The following is a 16,109-nucleotide window of genomic DNA, read 5'->3' as shown; positions in this document are numbered from 1 at the left end:
TATTATAACATAACAGGCTGACCGAATTTCAGCCAGCCTGTCATCAATTATGCTTGTCGTTCTTTTTTCGCTTGACGGAAGAAAAATAGTTCATACACAACAGGAACGAGAATTAACGTCAGCAATGTAGATGATGTCAATCCGCCGATGACCGTAATCGCTAATCCTTTCGAAATGAGCGTTCCTGATGATTTCGTGAGCGCAAGCGGAATGAGTGCGGCAACTGTCGCAAATGCGGTCATTAAAATTGGGCGTAGCCGCGTTTTTCCTGCTTCAATGAGCGCGTGACGAATCGTCATTCCTTTTTGCTCACGATTTTGTCCGATGCGGTCAACGAGAACGATCGCGTTTGTTGTGACAATTCCAATGAGCATGAGTAAACCGATCATGACGCTGACAGACATCGGTTCATTTGCGATAAATAAACCGAGCAAAGAACCAATTGGGACGAATATGAGCGACGATAAAATGATGAACGGAATACGCGCTTTTCCAAACGTAATGAGCATTGTAATATATACAAGCCCAATCGCAACAGCCATCGCTAAGCCGAGCTGCTGGAACGTTTCGACCGTTTCATCGCTTCCACCGCCACCTTCCAGTGAGACGTCTTCTGGTAACTGTACGTCTTGTTTGACGCCATTAATGACGTCTTGTGTCACTTTTTGAATGTTATCGCCTACGATTTGGGCAGAAACGCGAGCAAACACTTTTCCATCTAGTTTTTGAATCGATGTAAACGTATCTACTTCTTTTACGTCTGCTAACTGTTTTACTGGAACAGGGCCAAACTTTGTGAAAATAAGCGTATTTTCTAGCTGTTCCATCGACGTCATTTGTTCGTTATATGACAATTGAACCATCCGCTCTTCATCGTCGAGTTTTAACGTTCCAACTTGCACCGGACGAGTTTGATCAGCGATCGTGCCGAGAATTTGGAAGCCAGAAACTCCGTATTGTGCTGCTTTTTGCGGATCAATGTTTACGATCACTTGCTTTTGTTTATCTGCAAAGTTGTTTGTGACATATTTTAAATCGTAACGCTTTTTCAAATAAAGCTCTACATCTTTCGCTGCTTGTTGTAACGCTGTTAAGTTTGTCGAGTATAAGTCAATGTTCACGTTATTGTTAGACGGCGGTCCACCCGATTGCAATTCTTGGACGCCAACTTTCGCTGCTTTTACTTCAGCTTGGGCAATGTCTTCCATTTCTTTTTCAAGCTCTTTAATAAATTGCGAAACGTTTACGTTTTCTTCTAACGTAATGAAATAGTTCGCTTGATTTTTTCGTTTTAAGCCGCTTCGGAAGTCGCGCGTACCAATTCCAGCTGTCACTTCTTTAATTTCTTTCTTTTCATCAAACATTTTCTCGACTTGGAGCGACACTTCATTCGTTTTTTCTAACGGCGTCGAAGAAGGAAGCTCAATGGCAGCAATGAGCGTTTTTTGTTCTTCGTTTGGAATAAATGTAAAGCCTAACTTCGGCACAATAGCAAACGAACTACCGAGCAATACAACAGACAGGAATAACACCGTTTTTTTATGATCAAGCGCCCATTCAATCGTTTTTCCGTAAGCTCGTTGCAACGCTCCTTCTTTTTCTTCTGGCGGCACCTTTTTAAACGAGAACTTCGCTAAAATTGGAACGATCGTAATGGCAACAACAAGCGACATTAAAAGCGAAAATACGATCGTTAACGCAAATGGTAGGAAAAACTCACCTGTTACACCGCCAACAAGACCGAGCGGTAAAAAGACAACGACTGTCGTAATGGTCGATGATGTAATCGCCTTTAAAATTTCTTTTGTTGAATCTTGGACAAGTTCATCTGTCATCCCTGTCTTTGACTTACGAACGCGGCGGAAAATGTTTTCGATAACGACGATGCTATCGTCAACGACACGTCCGACAGCAACCGCCATTCCACCGAGCGTCATAATGTTTAAAGAAATATCCATTCGTTGTAAGAAAATTGATGCCACTAAGAGCGAAAGCGGAATGGAAATGATTGCGATAATCGTTGCACGCACGTTTCGTAAAAAGACGAGCACCGCGATAGATGCAAACAATGCCCCAAGCAATCCTTCACGCACAAGTGTTTCAACTGACTTTTTAATTCCCTCTGCTGAATCAAATCCGATTGCATAATCAATTTTGTCTTTATATTTGTCAAGCACGTTTAGCACTTTTTCTGCCACTTCAACCGTATTGGCATCTTGCTTTTTTGTAATGGCCATCGACAGTGCAGCGTTTAAATTGTAGCGCGTGATTTCTCCTTGTTCTGTGACAGGTTCAATCGTTGCGACATCTTTTAATGTAATCGTTGTCGGTGCTTCTTGCCCGCTTGCCGGCGCACCTGGTGATGCATTCATGATCGGAGAAGATAATGGTAAATTTTCAAGCTGTTTTATCGTTTCAATTTTTTGTTGAACGCGAATCGGAATTTGTACCGTTTCTGTTTGAACGTTTCCAGCTGGGAATGCTAAAAACTTTTCGTTAATTTGTTCTTTAATTTGCGTTAAGCTTAAGCCGTATTGCAACGCTTTTTGTTTGTCTACTGTAATTTGAATTAATTTTTCTTCCATTCCACCGACGGAAATGGAGTTAATTCCGTTAATTTTTTTCAGCTCTGGAATAATTGTCTCATCTAAAAGCTGCTGTGCGTTCGTATCTCCTTTAGCGAATACAGAAATGTTATAAATCGGGAACGTACCAAACGAGAAACGATTCACTTTCGTCTGCACGTTTTCTGGTAAATTCGCTTCTTTGACAAGCGATTCAACTTGTCGTTCGACTTCTTCCATATCTGTGTTAAATGGAAATTCTAAATTCACGATGGCGATGCTTTCAAATGAAGAACTTTGAATCTTCTTTACTCCTTCAATTGCTTTAAATTTTTCTTCTAACTTCGCCGTCACTTGCTCATTCATATCTTCTGGTGAAGCACCCGGATAAATGACTTCCACAGACAATTGTGGAAACTCAATATTTGGAAGTAAATCCACTTTTAAAGAAGAAAATGAATATAGTCCGCCTAATATAAGTAAAAATGAAATGATGAACACGGCGACTGCGTTTTTTAAACTAAACCTTGTTAAAAAGTTCATCCCGCTCTTCCTTTCTTTCCTGAAATATGACCGATCGGTCGTTTGATTACGACCGAACAGTCATACTTTCACTATAATTCAATTTTTGTTTATTTGCAACTAATAATGTGCGATAAGAAAAGCGCAAAGGATTTCCCCTTGCGCTTATTGTTGATCAACACGTTGAATCGGGATGTCTTTTAATAACTGTTGCACGACATGTGCCGCCATAATGAGACCAGCGACAGATGGAACGAACGCATTCGATGACGGCGGCATTTTTGCCTTACGAATCGTCGCTTCATCGTTTCCTACTTCTTTTCGCACATCTTCGCGAATGACGATTGGACTTTCATCTGAAAAAACAACCGTAATACCTTTTTTAATTCCTTCTTTTCGTAATTTTGTACGAATGACTTTCGCAATCGGATCTGTATGCGTTTTTGAAATATCAGCAATACGGAAACGAGTCGGATCCATTTTATTTGCAGCTCCCATACTTGAAATGATCGGAATGTTGCGTTCTAAACATTGTTTCATTAAATGAATTTTATATGAAATCGTATCCGATGCATCGATGACATAGTCAATGTCATACGAAAAAATTTGTTCATACGTCTCTTCTGTATAAAACATTTTTAACGCAATCACTTCGCACGCTCGGTTAATGTCAGCGATCCGCTCCTTCATCACTTCCACTTTCGGACGCCCGACAGTGGATAACAACGCATGGATTTGGCGATTGACATTTGTAATATCAATATCGTCTTTATCGATTAAAATGAGGCGCCCGACGCCTGAGCGAGCTAGCGCTTCTACTGCAAACGATCCGACACCGCCAATGCCGAGAACGGCAACTGTACTTTCGCTTAATCGTTTCAATCCTTCTTTCCCGATTGCTAATTCGTTACGAGAAAATTGATGTAACATATTGCTCCTCCCATATGTAAGTATTTCAATCGGATATACATGCATTATGGCACAAAAAAAGCCCCAACGTAAAGCATGTTCTTTACGTTAAGGCTTTATTCGTTTTTGTTTCTTAAGTCCCAATCGTGCCGTCGCTGATGGCCTTTGTTTTGAACCCGCTCTCTCACAGGTGGGTGCCCTGTTTCAAGCTTATGTACGTCCTCTCTATGTAAATGAGGCATGTACGCCACCTGAAAACCCGGGCTCCCGTATCACACATTGTTCGGTCAAAACAATAGGTGATACGACAAACACATCAGGACTTGTTGTTATTTGTATGTTAGCACACTTCGTATGCATTTGCAACGTTACAAATTTAGTCTACTTTTTGAACGTCCTTCACTGACAAATGCAATTCGTCTAATTGCGCTTCGCTTACTGCACTCGGCGCTTCTGTTAGCAAGCAGCTTGCGCTCGCTGTTTTCGGGAAGGCAATCGTATCGCGTAAGTTGGAACGGCCCGCAAGCAACATAACAAGTCGATCCAATCCGAGCGCGATGCCGCCATGCGGAGGAGTGCCGTATTCAAACGCCTCAAGCAAAAACCCAAACTGTTCGCGCGCTTGTTCTTCAGTAAAGCCAAGCGTCTTAAACATTTTTTCTTGTATGTCGCGTTCAAAAATACGGAGCGATCCTCCACCTAACTCATACCCGTTTAAAACAAGATCGTATGCTTGTGCGCGGACGCTTGCTGGATCTGTTTCAAATTTCGGGACATCTTCGCGCACAGGCATTGTAAACGGATGGTGCGCTGCATAGTAACGACCTTCTTCCTCATCGTATTCAAAAAGTGGCCAATCTGTAATCCATAAGAAATGAAACGCGGATTCGTCAATCAACTTCAAATCTTTCCCTAATTTTAAACGCAACGCGCCAAGTGAGTCTGCAACGACACATTTTTTATCGGCTACAAATAACAACAAATCGCCGACTTCCGCTTCAAGCGTTTGCATCATTTGTTTTTGCTCGTCTTCGTTAAAAAACTTCGCAATCGGCCCTTTTAATCCGTCATCTTCCACTTTCAACCATGCTAACCCTTTTGCCCCGTAGCGAGCCACATATTCCGTCAACGCATCAATGTCTTTGCGCGAATATTTATCCGCAGCTCCTTTCACGTTGATCGCTTTTACTTGTCCACCGTTTTGCACTGCGCTAGCGAACACTTTAAAGCCACAATCTTTCACTTGCTCAGATAAATCGACAAGCTCAAGTCCAAAACGCGTGTCTGGCTTGTCCGAACCGAAGCGTGCGATCGCCTCGTCATATGACATGCGCGGGAATGGAATAGGGATGTCGATCCCTTTTGCGATTTTCATGACGCGTGCCATCATCCGTTCAATCATCGCTAAAATATCATCTTGGCTCATAAACGATGTTTCAATATCGACTTGCGTAAATTCCGGTTGGCGATCGGCACGTAAATCTTCATCGCGGAAACAGCGGGCAATTTGATAGTACCGTTCAAAACCAGCGACCATTAATAATTGTTTAAAAATTTGAGGCGATTGTGGCAACGCATAAAACTCTCCTGGATGGACGCGACTCGGTACTAAATAGTCACGTGCTCCCTCTGGCGTGCTTTTCGTTAAAATTGGCGTTTCTACCTCTAAAAAACCTTCTTCATCTAAAAAGTCGCGAATCGCTTTCGTCACTTGATGGCGCAATTGAAACGTTTGAAACATCACCGGGCGACGTAAATCTAAATAACGATATTTTAACCGAACATCTTCGGATACGTCCGTTTTATCCGAAATCGGAAACGGCGGTGTTTTCGCTTCACTTAAAATCGTTACGTGCGTCGCATGCACTTCGACTGTTCCTGTCGGTAAATTCGGATTGACTTGTCCTTCCTCGCGCTGAACGACTTTTCCTTCTACGTCTAACACGTACTCGCTACGAATCGTTTCTGCTACTTGCAATGCTTCTTTCGATACATCTGGACTAAATACAATTTGAACGATGCCTGTTCGATCGCGCAAATCAATGAAAATAAGTCCTCCTAAATCGCGACGTTTTTGCACCCATCCTTTTAAACGAACCGTTTGACCAATCGCTTGATCCGTTACTTCTCCACAATAATGCGTCCTTCCGAACATAATTTCCCCTCCTATTGCAATACGTTTTTCATATGTGAAACAAATGTATGAAGCGATACTTCTTGCTGTTCTCCTGTTGCCATATGTTTGACGTTAATAACTCCTTTTTGAAGTTCATCTTCCCCTAAAATAGCAACGTATGTCGCATGCAAACGATCGGCTGCTTTCAGCTGTGCTTTCACTTTTCGATCTTGATAATCTTTTTCTGCTGCGATGCCTTCTTGACGAAGGGCAGCAACGAGAGCAACCGCCTCTTCTTTCGCTTGTTCCCCTAACGCAACAACGTAACAGTCGATTCCTTCTGAAATTGGTAGCGAAATACTTTCTGCTTCTAATGCTGCAAGCAAGCGCTCAATGCTTAAAGCAAATCCGATACCTGGCGTTTCAGGTCCGCCAATTTCTTGAACGAGACCGTTGTAGCGACCGCCTCCACATAACGTCGTAATCGCGCCAAATCCTTCTGCCTCGCTCATAATTTCAAACGCGGTATGATTGTAATAATCTAAACCGCGCACAAGCCGCGGGTCGACTTCAAAGGGGATACCGAGCTTTTGTAAATACATTTGCACTTTTTCAAAATATGTGCGCGACTGTTCATTTAAGTAATCAAGAATAGACGGAGCCGTGCGCATCAGCTCGTGATTACGGTCTTTTTTACAGTCTAAAATGCGCATCGGGTTTTTATGTAACCGCGCTTGGCAATCATCGCAAAACTCGTGAATGCGATGTTGGAAATGATCAATTAACGCTTGTCTATGCGCCTTTCTACTTTCAACGTCACCTAAACTATTGATGACAAGTTTCAGCTTTTTCAATCCGAGCGTGCGATATATGTCCATCGCTAAAGCAATGACTTCGGCATCAATGGCCGGATCATTGCTTCCGAGCGCTTCGACACCAAATTGAACGAACTGACGAAAACGCCCTGCTTGCGGACGTTCGTAACGAAACATCGGTCCCATGTAATAAAGTTTGACCGGCTGATTCGGATATCCGTACATTTTATTTTCAACAAATGAGCGAACGACCGCTGCCGTTCCTTCTGGACGAAGCGTCAAACTGCGACCGCCACGATCTTCAAATGTGTACATTTCTTTTTGAACAATGTCGGTCGTATCGCCGACACCGCGTAAAAATAGTTCGGTATGTTCAAAAATAGGGGTGCGAATTTCTTGGTAATTGTAACGACGACAAAGCTCGCGCGCTATTTGTTCAATATATTGCCATTTTGCTGCTTGTTCTGGCAATATATCTTGCGTCCCGCGCGGAATTTGAAATGACATATATTTCCCTCCTTTAGTTTTTATGCAAACAAAAATCTCCCATCCCTAATAAATTAGGGACGAGAGACGAATTCCCGTGGTGCCACCCTAGTTGAAGCGCATGCTTCCACTTTTATCCGATAACGCTCGGAAAGCGTTCTCTCCTACTAGCAATCGCGCGTTCAAAGAGAAACCTACGGAGTGTTCGTTCGTTAAGTCATCATGGAGAAATGCTTCCAGCCTACGGCATTTCCTCTCTGGCCATGTGTACTCTTAACTACTTTTCTCCATCATCGGCGAGATGTTGAATTTTCTTTTTATATTACGTACGAACAAACCATTTGTCAAGATGACCGTTATTTTCCGAAGTAGCGAACTAATCCGTTACAAATCGCCTCTGTCACGGCTTGTTGATATGTTGGCGACACAACGAACATCTCCTCACTCGGATTGCTTAAATAGCCAAGCTCTAGCAACACAGAAGGGCGGCTATTTTCACGCAACACATGATAATTTCCTAAACGAACTCCGCGTTGTTGAATGCCTGTTAATCGACTGAGGGGATCAAAAAGCGCATCCGCAAGCGAACGGTCGATTTGCTTATAGTAATATACTGTTAAACCGCTGGCGGTACGGTTTAATGCACTATCGTAATGAATGCTAACGAACGCATCGGCTTTATTTTTTCCAGCTATTTGTACTCGCTCACTTAACGATAAAAACCGATCGTTTTCGCGCGTTAAAATGACATTAGCGCCCGTTTGTTTTAGCTTTTCACTTAGCAACAATGCGGTTTGTAACGTTAACATTTTTTCGATCGTTCCATTCACACCTGTCGTACCGTAATCTTTGCCACCATGTCCGGCATCAATGACAATCGTTTTCCCTACGAGCGATTGCGGTTGAGAAGGAGACGGTTGGTTACTTACTTGAACGACCCATTCTGCTACATATCCAATTGTTTGCGCATCAACTTGAATAACGTACCATTGCCCTTCTTTACGAATGACCGAAAACTGATCGCCACGCTTTGCTTTTGCAACGACAGGCGATTGGGTAGAAGGAGCAGAACGAATATTTGTATTGTCGTATAACATTTGGACGTATGTATGTTGTTCATTATTTTGTTGATTATTTTGTTCATTTTGTTCAACATTCGCTACATATGACCGATGCACCCATCCTTCTTTTCCGTCCCAACGTACGTACACCCACTCCCCTTGGGCGATCGTTGCCATTCCTTTTTCATTGCGATTGACATATCCGATGACCGAAAAAGTCGTCCCCGGACCTTTTCGAATTCGCAAACCGTCGACTTGACAGACGACAAGTTGTTGTATTTGTTTTTTCGTTTCATTCGCTTCATTTTGTATTTGAACATATTTTCCATGCACCCAGCCAGTTCGGTTCGATGCGAGCCGAATTTGTAGCCATTCGCCTCGCTTTTGGACGACAGCATATTGCTTTCCTTTTGCTACTTTTTCTTGCACCGCAAACGTCAATCCTGGACCGGTGCGGACGTTCAATCGGTCAACAACGATGCGCACGTTCATTGCTGCTGATGCTGTTTGAACGATCAGCAACAAACAACAAAACATGAACAATGACGCGATAAGCGATTTTTTCATGTTGCAAATCCTCCTACGTTGTCAATAGTCGCTACTTTATTTCTTCATAAATAAAAAAAATCCTTCTTTGAATGGAAAGGTAGAAAAATTGGGAATAATACGAACGACATGGACACGAAAGGAGATTTGTCATGCGCCATAGTGAAAAAGGAGAGTTTATCCATTCACAATCCCCGCTTATGCACGTTGATTTTCACTCATTTATTCAAAAAGAAAACGAGCTCACATCGTTTGAACTCGCTTCTGAATTCGGGCTCACTCTTCGTGACGTACAAAAACTAAAAAAACATTTAGCGCGAGGATAAGAAAAGCGCAAAGCGCCCGCCTATCGGCGAAGAGCGCACAAGCCCCACCGAGGAGGCTGTCGCCGCCGCAGTGTGGGGCGGAGCGACTCGAGCCGATGGCGCTTGGAGCTAGACAGCTCCCCAAGTCTGAAATTTTATACTTTCTTATCTTGTAAAAAAACCGAGCTCGTCCATATGCGAGCGCGGTTTTTATTTGCTTTCCACGATGAGCGTCACCGGTCCGACGTTCGTTAACGTCACATCCATCATCGCACCAAATACGCCTGTTTCCACACGAATCCCTTTTTGACGCAGTTGCTCATTCAACGCTTCATACATTTGTTTCGCATGTTCCGGTCTAGCTGCGTCCATAAAGTTTGGTCTTCTTCCTTTCCGACAGTCCCCGTACAGCGTAAATTGCGAGATGGATAAAATTGACCCACCAACATCTAAAAGCGACACGTTCATTTTTCCATGCTCATCTTCAAATATGCGCAAATGAGCAATTTTGTCTGCAACAAACGCCGCATCTTCCTCTGTATCATCATGAGTAATACCAACTAGCAACACAAGCCCAAAATCAATTTCCCCAACGACTTCGCCAGCTACTGTGACTTTTGCATCTTTTGCGCGCTGAACGACAACTCTCATTCCGACAACCCTTTCTAGTTCATTATCCGTCTCACTGAATAAATATCTGGAATTTGTTTAATGCGCTCAACAACTTTTTGTAAATGGCTTACGTTATGAATAAAAATCGTCATATGAATCGTCGCCATTTTATTTCGATGATCTGTTCTCCCAGATACAGCCGAAATATTCGTTTTCGTTTCATTTACAGCTTGCAATACTTCATTAAGCAAGCCGCGTCGATCGTAACCAGTAATTTCGATATCGACTGTATATTCTCGTTGACAATTTGCACTGCTCTCCCATTGAACAGGAATGAGCCGCTCTTTTGCTTCTTCTGCAAGTACATTCGGACAATCGGCACGATGCACGGAAACGCCACGCCCTTTTGTAATAAAACCGATAATTTCATCGCCCGGAACCGGATTGCAACAGCGCGACAAACGAATGAGCAAATTGTCCACACCTTCGACGCATACGCCAAAATCGCGCTTTTTCATCGGTGCAATCGTTTTTGCTTCTTGCAGCATGTCCGACAGGCGTTTCGCTTGCTCTTCTAAGTCGCGTTGTTTGCGCCATTTTTCTGTTAAGCGGTGAGCCACTTGAGCAGCGGTAATGCCGTTATAGCCAACAGCGGCATACATGTCTTCTTCGCTGGCGAAATTAAATTTTTCCGCAACACGTTTCGTGTTTTCTGCAGTAAGCACTTCTTTTACGTCAAAACCCATGTTGCGAATTTCTTTTTCAACGAGCTCTTTTCCTTTTTCAACATTTTCTTCGCGGCGTTGTTTTTTGAAAAATTGTCGAATTTTATTTTTTGCATGCGACGTTTGCGCAATTTTTAACCAGTCTTGACTTGGACCGTATGAATGGTTAGACGTTAAAATTTCAACAATATCTCCCGTTTGAAGCGGATGATCGAGCGGCACCATTTTTCCGTTTACTTTTGCACCGATCGTTTTATTTCCGATTTCTGAATGAATGCGATATGCAAAATCAATCGGCACCGAACCAGCTGGAAGTTCAATGACGTCGCCTTTTGGTGTAAAAACGAACACCATGTCGGAAAATAAATCCATCTTCAACGTCTCTACAAACTCTTCCGCGTTGTTCGTTTCGTTTTGCCATTCGACAATTTCACGAAACCATGATAGTTTTTCTTCAAACGTATTTGGGCGAATCGTCTTTCCTTCTTTGTATGCCCAATGGGCAGCAATTCCAAATTCCGCAATATGATGCATGTCAAACGTCCGAATTTGCACTTCAAGCGGCTCACCTTTTGGGCCGACAACCGTCGTATGAAGCGATTGATACATATTCGGCTTCGGCATGGCAATATAATCTTTAAAGCGACCTGGCATCGGCTTCCAACATGTATGAATGATGCCAAGAACCGCATAACAGTCTTTAATGCTTTCAACGATAATGCGCACAGCAAGCAAATCATAAATTTCGTTAAATTGTTTATTTTGCAAAACCATTTTTCGATAAATGCTATAAATATGCTTCGGACGTCCAGAAATTTCAGCTTCAATGCCGACTTCGTTTAACCGTTCGCGCATTTCTCGAATGACTTCTTCTAAATATTGCTCACGTTCTGCACGCTTTTTTTTCATTAAGTTGACAATCCGATAATATTGTTGTGGATTTAAATAGCGGAGCGCTGTATCTTCGAGCTCCCATTTAATTTTTGAAATTCCGAGACGATGCGCAAGCGGTGCGAAAATTTCAAGCGTCTCATTTGCGATACGGCGCTGCTTTTCTAACGGCAAATGTTTTAACGTGCGCATATTGTGCAAACGGTCCGCTAACTTAATTAAAATTACCCGTATATCTTGCGCCATTGCTAAAAACATTTTTCGATGGTTTTCCGCTTGCTGTTCTTCATGTGATTTATATTTAATTTTCCCAAGCTTCGTCACGCCATCAACGAGCATCGCTACTTCTTTGCCAAACTCTTTTTCTAAATCTTCTTTCGTCACAGCTGTATCTTCCACAACATCATGTAAAAATCCCGCCGCAATTGTTGCAGGATCCATTTCCAAATCGACTAAAATACCCGCCACTTGAATCGGATGAATAATGTACGGTTCTCCAGACTTTCGGTATTGCTCGCGATGCGCTTCTTTCGCAAACTCATATGCCCGTTCGATAAACTGTACGTCGTCTTTCGACAAATAACGGCTCGCCTTTTCAATGACTTGTTCCGCCGTTAATACTTGTTCATTTGCCATGCAATCACCTTTTTTATTTTAAACGTATTGACAATATTATCATGAAAATTTTTTTAAATGTAAAGAGCAACGATGTGAAAAAGAGGAGCGTTTTGCCCCTCCTTCCTTAAAATTGCATTAACGTTAAAATATCGTATCCTTTTAACTTCTCGCGACCTTCTAAATACGTTAATTCAATTAAAAACGCAATACCTGCGACAACGCCGCCAAGTTGTTCAACGAGCTTAATCGTTGCTTCAATCGTTCCACCTGTCGCTAATAAATCGTCTGTAATGAGAACGCGTTGCCCTGGCTTAATCGCGTCTTTATGCATCGTTAATACGTCCTTGCCGTACTCTAAGCCATATTCCACGCGAATGACTTCGCGAGGTAGTTTTCCTTCTTTCCGAACAGGAACAAATCCAACACCGAGCGCGTAAGCAACCGGGCAGCCGATAATAAATCCGCGCGCCTCTGGTCCAACGACGACATCAATTTTCTTTTCTCGTGCATAATTGACGATTTGATCCGTCGCGTATTTATATACTTCCCCTTTATCCATAATCGTTGTAATATCTTTAAATTGAATACCTGGTTTTGGGAAATCAGGAACAATCGTGACGTATTGTTTTAAATCCATTGACTTTTTCCTCCTCATACAATGAATCAAACCAACGTTTTAGTTGGGCATAAGATGAATATAAAAACATATGTTCAAGCTCTGCTTGCGCTTGTTTCAGCCGGTAAGACGGTGATTCCGTTAAATCCCGCTTTTGTACATTACGTGCTAAAGAAACGATCCCGTTTTCGACTGTAATGAAACCAAGCTCTCTAAACACTTGAATCATAAACAAAATCGTTTCTTTCGTCCATCCGCGCGAGCGAGCTAAATCGTCTGCGTAACGCCGCACATCAAACGGGCTACGCTTATGCAAAAAAGAATACAGCCACTTAAAATGTTCGCGCGTCGGCAACACGCTGAAGAAGTGACTCTCCCTTTGATAGAATAACGCATAAATGCGTTCAGGTAAACTACAACTTAATAAAACTTTAACGATTTGTTGCGACGGAGGTAAGTCAAGAAGGACGACATACTTTCCACTCACATCGATCGCCGCTTCTTGTTCGCTTTGCACATAAACAATTTCATTCGCGTATGCGGACAATTGCAACGTATCTGCAGTGTCGCGATGAAAAGCAATAAACAACCGCTTTTCTTTCGGAAGCGATGCCATGAACTTGCTCGGATGACGAATATGACGGACATCAAACAGCTGCCACTCATTGACAGCTATATCTTGAATCATTAATTGCGGTTTGCGAAAGTTATTCCATTCGTTAATAGACAGCTCTCCCACGACAGAAAGACGAGCGTTCGGTGCAATTTCATCGCCAATATGTCCAAAGCCAAATCCGATCGCTTCTAACGTTTTTCCATCTTCAACTAACAACAGCTTCAAATGACTTTGATCTGTTCCAATTTTTCGTAACGTATCAAGCTGCACACGTTCGAGAAGAACACGCGGTTTCGGATTCCCCATGCCAAACGGTGCAAGCCGATTCATTTGTTCAATTAATTCAAGTGAAACGTCCGAGATCGAACAACATACATCGACATGCGTGACAGGAACGAAATGTTCAGGAGTTAGCTGTTGCTTCGCCGCCTCGTTTAGACGGTGACGTAATTCATGTACATCATGTAAAGAAAGCGTCATCCCCGCAGCCATCGGATGTCCACCAAAATGCGGTAAAATGTCGCGGCAGTTTGACAAATTGGCAAATAAATCGAACCCCTCAATGCTGCGCGCTGATCCTTTCGCAACTCCCTTTTCTTGATCTATACTTAAAACGATCGTCGGGCGGTAAAATCGTTCCACTAATCGGGAGGCAACAATGCCAATGACGCCGACATTCCATCCTTCTTTCGCTACAACTAACACGCGGTCGTCGGCATAATGTTGTTCAACGAGTTGAATCGCTTCTTCTGTTATGTCGTTTACAAGTTGTTGACGCTCGCGATTCATCATATCAATTTGTTCAGCGAGCATGTCCGCCTCATGCACATCTGTCGTCAACAACAACTGCACAGCAGGATCGGCGCAATCGAGACGTCCGGCCGCATTAATACGTGGACCGATCATAAACGCAATCGTATCTTCTGTCACCGCCGTATGAGATACGCCACATTGTTTACAAAGCGCCTGTAAGCCGAGGCGGTTCGTTTGCCGAAATTGTTCAATGCCTAGCCGAGCAAATAAGTGATTTTCATCTTGAAGCGGAACGAGATCGGCGATCGTCCCGATCGCGACGACGTCCAGCCATTCATACGGCACGCGCCCGATAAGCGCATGGGCGAGTTTAAATGCTACACCGACGCCGGCTAAATGTTTAAACGGATAATTTGGACTAATTTTCGGATGGATCGTCGCATACGATTCAGGAAGCACAGGACCCGGTTCGTGATGATCGGTAATAATTAAATCGATGCCAAGCTGTTTTGCTACGTTCGCTTCATGCAAAGCGGAAATGCCTGTATCGACTGTAATAATTAGTGAGACACCTTGTTCTTTCGCAAGTCGAAACGCTTGTTCATTCGGACCGTATCCTTCTAAAAAGCGGTTCGGAATGTAAAAGGAAACATTCGCTCCTTTTTCCCGTAACGCACTTACCATCACGACTGTGCTACTTACCCCATCGGCATCATAATCGCCAAAAACGAGAATATGTTCACCGTTTGTAATCGCTTTCTCTATTCGCTCAACCGCTTTTTCCATATCGTTTAACAAAAATGGCGAGTGAAACGATTGCTTTTGCTCAAAAAAAGAACGAGCGGCTTCAACGGTATCGTAGCCGCGGCTGACGAGCAATGTAGCAACGAGCGGAGCTATATGTAACGCTTGCGCAATCATTTGCACTTGCTGTTCGTTTACTTGTTTCATGTTCCAGCGGGTTTTCGATGCTAACATGTCATTCACCCCTCAACCTTTTTATTATACAAAACAATAGGCTAAGGGGCAATTGATTCATCGTATGGATTAATATGCACCATCACATTATGCACTTGTGGAAATGACAATAACTTTTCTTTCACTTTTTTTCCGATATCATGCGCCTCTAAAACCGTTAAATGTGGCGACACAGCAATTTTTAAGTCAACAACAACATAATGACCATGTTGACGAGCATAAAGCGAGTCAATGCGCTTCACTTCTGAAAATGACAAAACGGCTTCGCGCAAACTCATCGTTTCTTCCTCATGCCACACGTGGTCAAGCGCATGATGAATCGATTCCGCTCCTAACTTCCACGCCATTTTTAAGACGAGAAGTGAAACAAACAATCCAGCGACAGGGTCAGCGTAAATAAGCCAATCGATGTCCGTTTTTTGTCCAACGATCGCTGCGACGATGCCGATGAGAGCTGCAAGCGACGAAAAAACGTCTGAACGATGTTCATACGCGTTCACGATAATGGCATCGCTTTTAATTTTTTTCCCTAACGCATACTTGTAGCGAAACATCGCTTCTTTCACGACGATCGATAAAATAACGGCATATACAGCAATCATTTTCGGCGGTTCAATCGGATGAAAAAATGAAGAAAAAGAAGATGTTCCAATTTCTATTCCGACGAGAAAAAGCAAAACCGCGACAATAATGGCAGCAATTGATTCGGCCTTCCCGTGTCCATACGGATGATCGTCATCCGGCGGCTGCTTCGCCGCACGCAAGCCAATCCATACGGCAAATGATCCTGCCACATCAGATGCGGAATGTACCGCATCGGCAATAAGTGCCTTACTGTTTGCGATCATTCCGATCCACCCTTTAATTACCGCCAGAATAATGTTGCCGACAACACCAACCATAGCGGCAAATTGAGCTTGTTGAAAACGCGTTTGTTCATTCACCCCATTCGCTCCCTTTCTCTTTTGTTTTTTTT

General features: G+C 43.1%; 11 protein-coding genes, 1 other RNA gene and 1 other annotated feature. Of the genes, 1 reads left to right on the top strand and 11 read right to left on the bottom strand.

Annotation, left to right across the window (positions count from 1 at the left end):
* Positions 1-47 precede the first annotated feature (47 nt).
* The 6 genes from JV16_RS03020 to JV16_RS03000 all read right to left on the bottom strand — a co-directional run bounded on the left by JV16_RS03020 (position 48) and on the right by JV16_RS03000 (position 9,040).
* Positions 48-3,107: an efflux RND transporter permease subunit gene (locus JV16_RS03020; RefSeq protein ID WP_021093912.1), complete on the bottom strand. Its 3,060-nt coding sequence runs from the start codon at positions 3,105-3,107 to the stop codon at positions 48-50.
* A gap of 144 nt (positions 3,108-3,251) precedes the next feature.
* Complete coding sequence (locus JV16_RS03015) at positions 3,252-4,016, bottom strand: tRNA threonylcarbamoyladenosine dehydratase (protein ID WP_021093911.1); 765 nt, start codon at positions 4,014-4,016, stop codon at positions 3,252-3,254.
* 112 nt (positions 4,017-4,128) lie between these two features.
* Positions 4,129-4,321, bottom strand: a non-coding RNA gene (ssrS, locus tag JV16_RS15080) — 6S RNA.
* A gap of 50 nt (positions 4,322-4,371) precedes the next feature.
* Positions 4,372-6,150 (bottom strand): aspartate--tRNA ligase, encoded by a 1,779-nt coding sequence (gene aspS, locus JV16_RS03010; protein WP_021093910.1) that lies wholly within the window; start codon positions 6,148-6,150, stop codon positions 4,372-4,374.
* A gap of 11 nt (positions 6,151-6,161) precedes the next feature.
* Entirely contained in the window at positions 6,162-7,433 is a 1,272-nt protein-coding gene (gene hisS / locus JV16_RS03005; RefSeq protein ID WP_021093909.1) for a histidine--tRNA ligase, read from the bottom strand.
* A gap of 52 nt (positions 7,434-7,485) precedes the next feature.
* Positions 7,486-7,715, bottom strand: a binding site (T-box leader).
* 53 nt (positions 7,716-7,768) lie between these two features.
* On the bottom strand, positions 7,769-9,040 hold the full coding sequence (locus JV16_RS03000) for an N-acetylmuramoyl-L-alanine amidase family protein (RefSeq protein WP_021093908.1): 1,272 nt from the start codon (positions 9,038-9,040) through the stop codon (positions 7,769-7,771).
* 131 nt (positions 9,041-9,171) lie between these two features.
* Between JV16_RS03000 and JV16_RS15740 the strand changes: the two genes are divergently transcribed.
* A complete protein-coding gene (locus tag JV16_RS15740; protein WP_009361696.1) occupies positions 9,172-9,345 on the top strand; it encodes a hypothetical protein in 174 nt (57 codons plus the stop codon).
* Between the two features lie 189 nt (positions 9,346-9,534).
* On the opposite strand, the gene dtd is transcribed toward JV16_RS15740, so the two are convergent.
* The 5 genes from dtd to JV16_RS02970 all read right to left on the bottom strand — a co-directional run bounded on the left by dtd (position 9,535) and on the right by JV16_RS02970 (position 16,077).
* Positions 9,535-9,975, bottom strand: a complete 441-nt coding sequence (dtd, locus tag JV16_RS02990; RefSeq protein ID WP_021093907.1) for a D-aminoacyl-tRNA deacylase — start codon at positions 9,973-9,975, stop codon at positions 9,535-9,537.
* Between the two features lie 14 nt (positions 9,976-9,989).
* Positions 9,990-12,188: a RelA/SpoT family protein gene (locus tag JV16_RS02985; protein ID WP_021093906.1), complete on the bottom strand. Its 2,199-nt coding sequence runs from the start codon at positions 12,186-12,188 to the stop codon at positions 9,990-9,992.
* A 106-nt stretch (positions 12,189-12,294) separates the two neighbouring features.
* Positions 12,295-12,807, bottom strand: coding sequence for an adenine phosphoribosyltransferase (locus JV16_RS02980; RefSeq protein ID WP_003396235.1), 513 nt, complete (start codon positions 12,805-12,807; stop codon positions 12,295-12,297).
* A complete protein-coding gene (recJ, locus tag JV16_RS02975) occupies positions 12,773-15,133 on the bottom strand; it encodes a single-stranded-DNA-specific exonuclease RecJ (protein ID WP_042534189.1) in 2,361 nt (786 codons plus the stop codon). Before recJ ends, JV16_RS02980 begins: the two co-directional genes overlap by 35 nt.
* 41 nt (positions 15,134-15,174) lie before the next feature.
* Complete coding sequence (locus tag JV16_RS02970; protein WP_021093904.1) at positions 15,175-16,077, bottom strand: cation diffusion facilitator family transporter; 903 nt, start codon at positions 16,075-16,077, stop codon at positions 15,175-15,177.
* Positions 16,078-16,109 lie beyond the last annotated feature (32 nt).

This window comes from Anoxybacillus ayderensis (assembly GCF_000833605.1).
Classification (GTDB): Bacteria; Bacillota; Bacilli; order Bacillales; family Anoxybacillaceae; genus Anoxybacillus; species Anoxybacillus ayderensis.
This window is presented reverse-complemented; position numbering and strand designations above follow the sequence as displayed.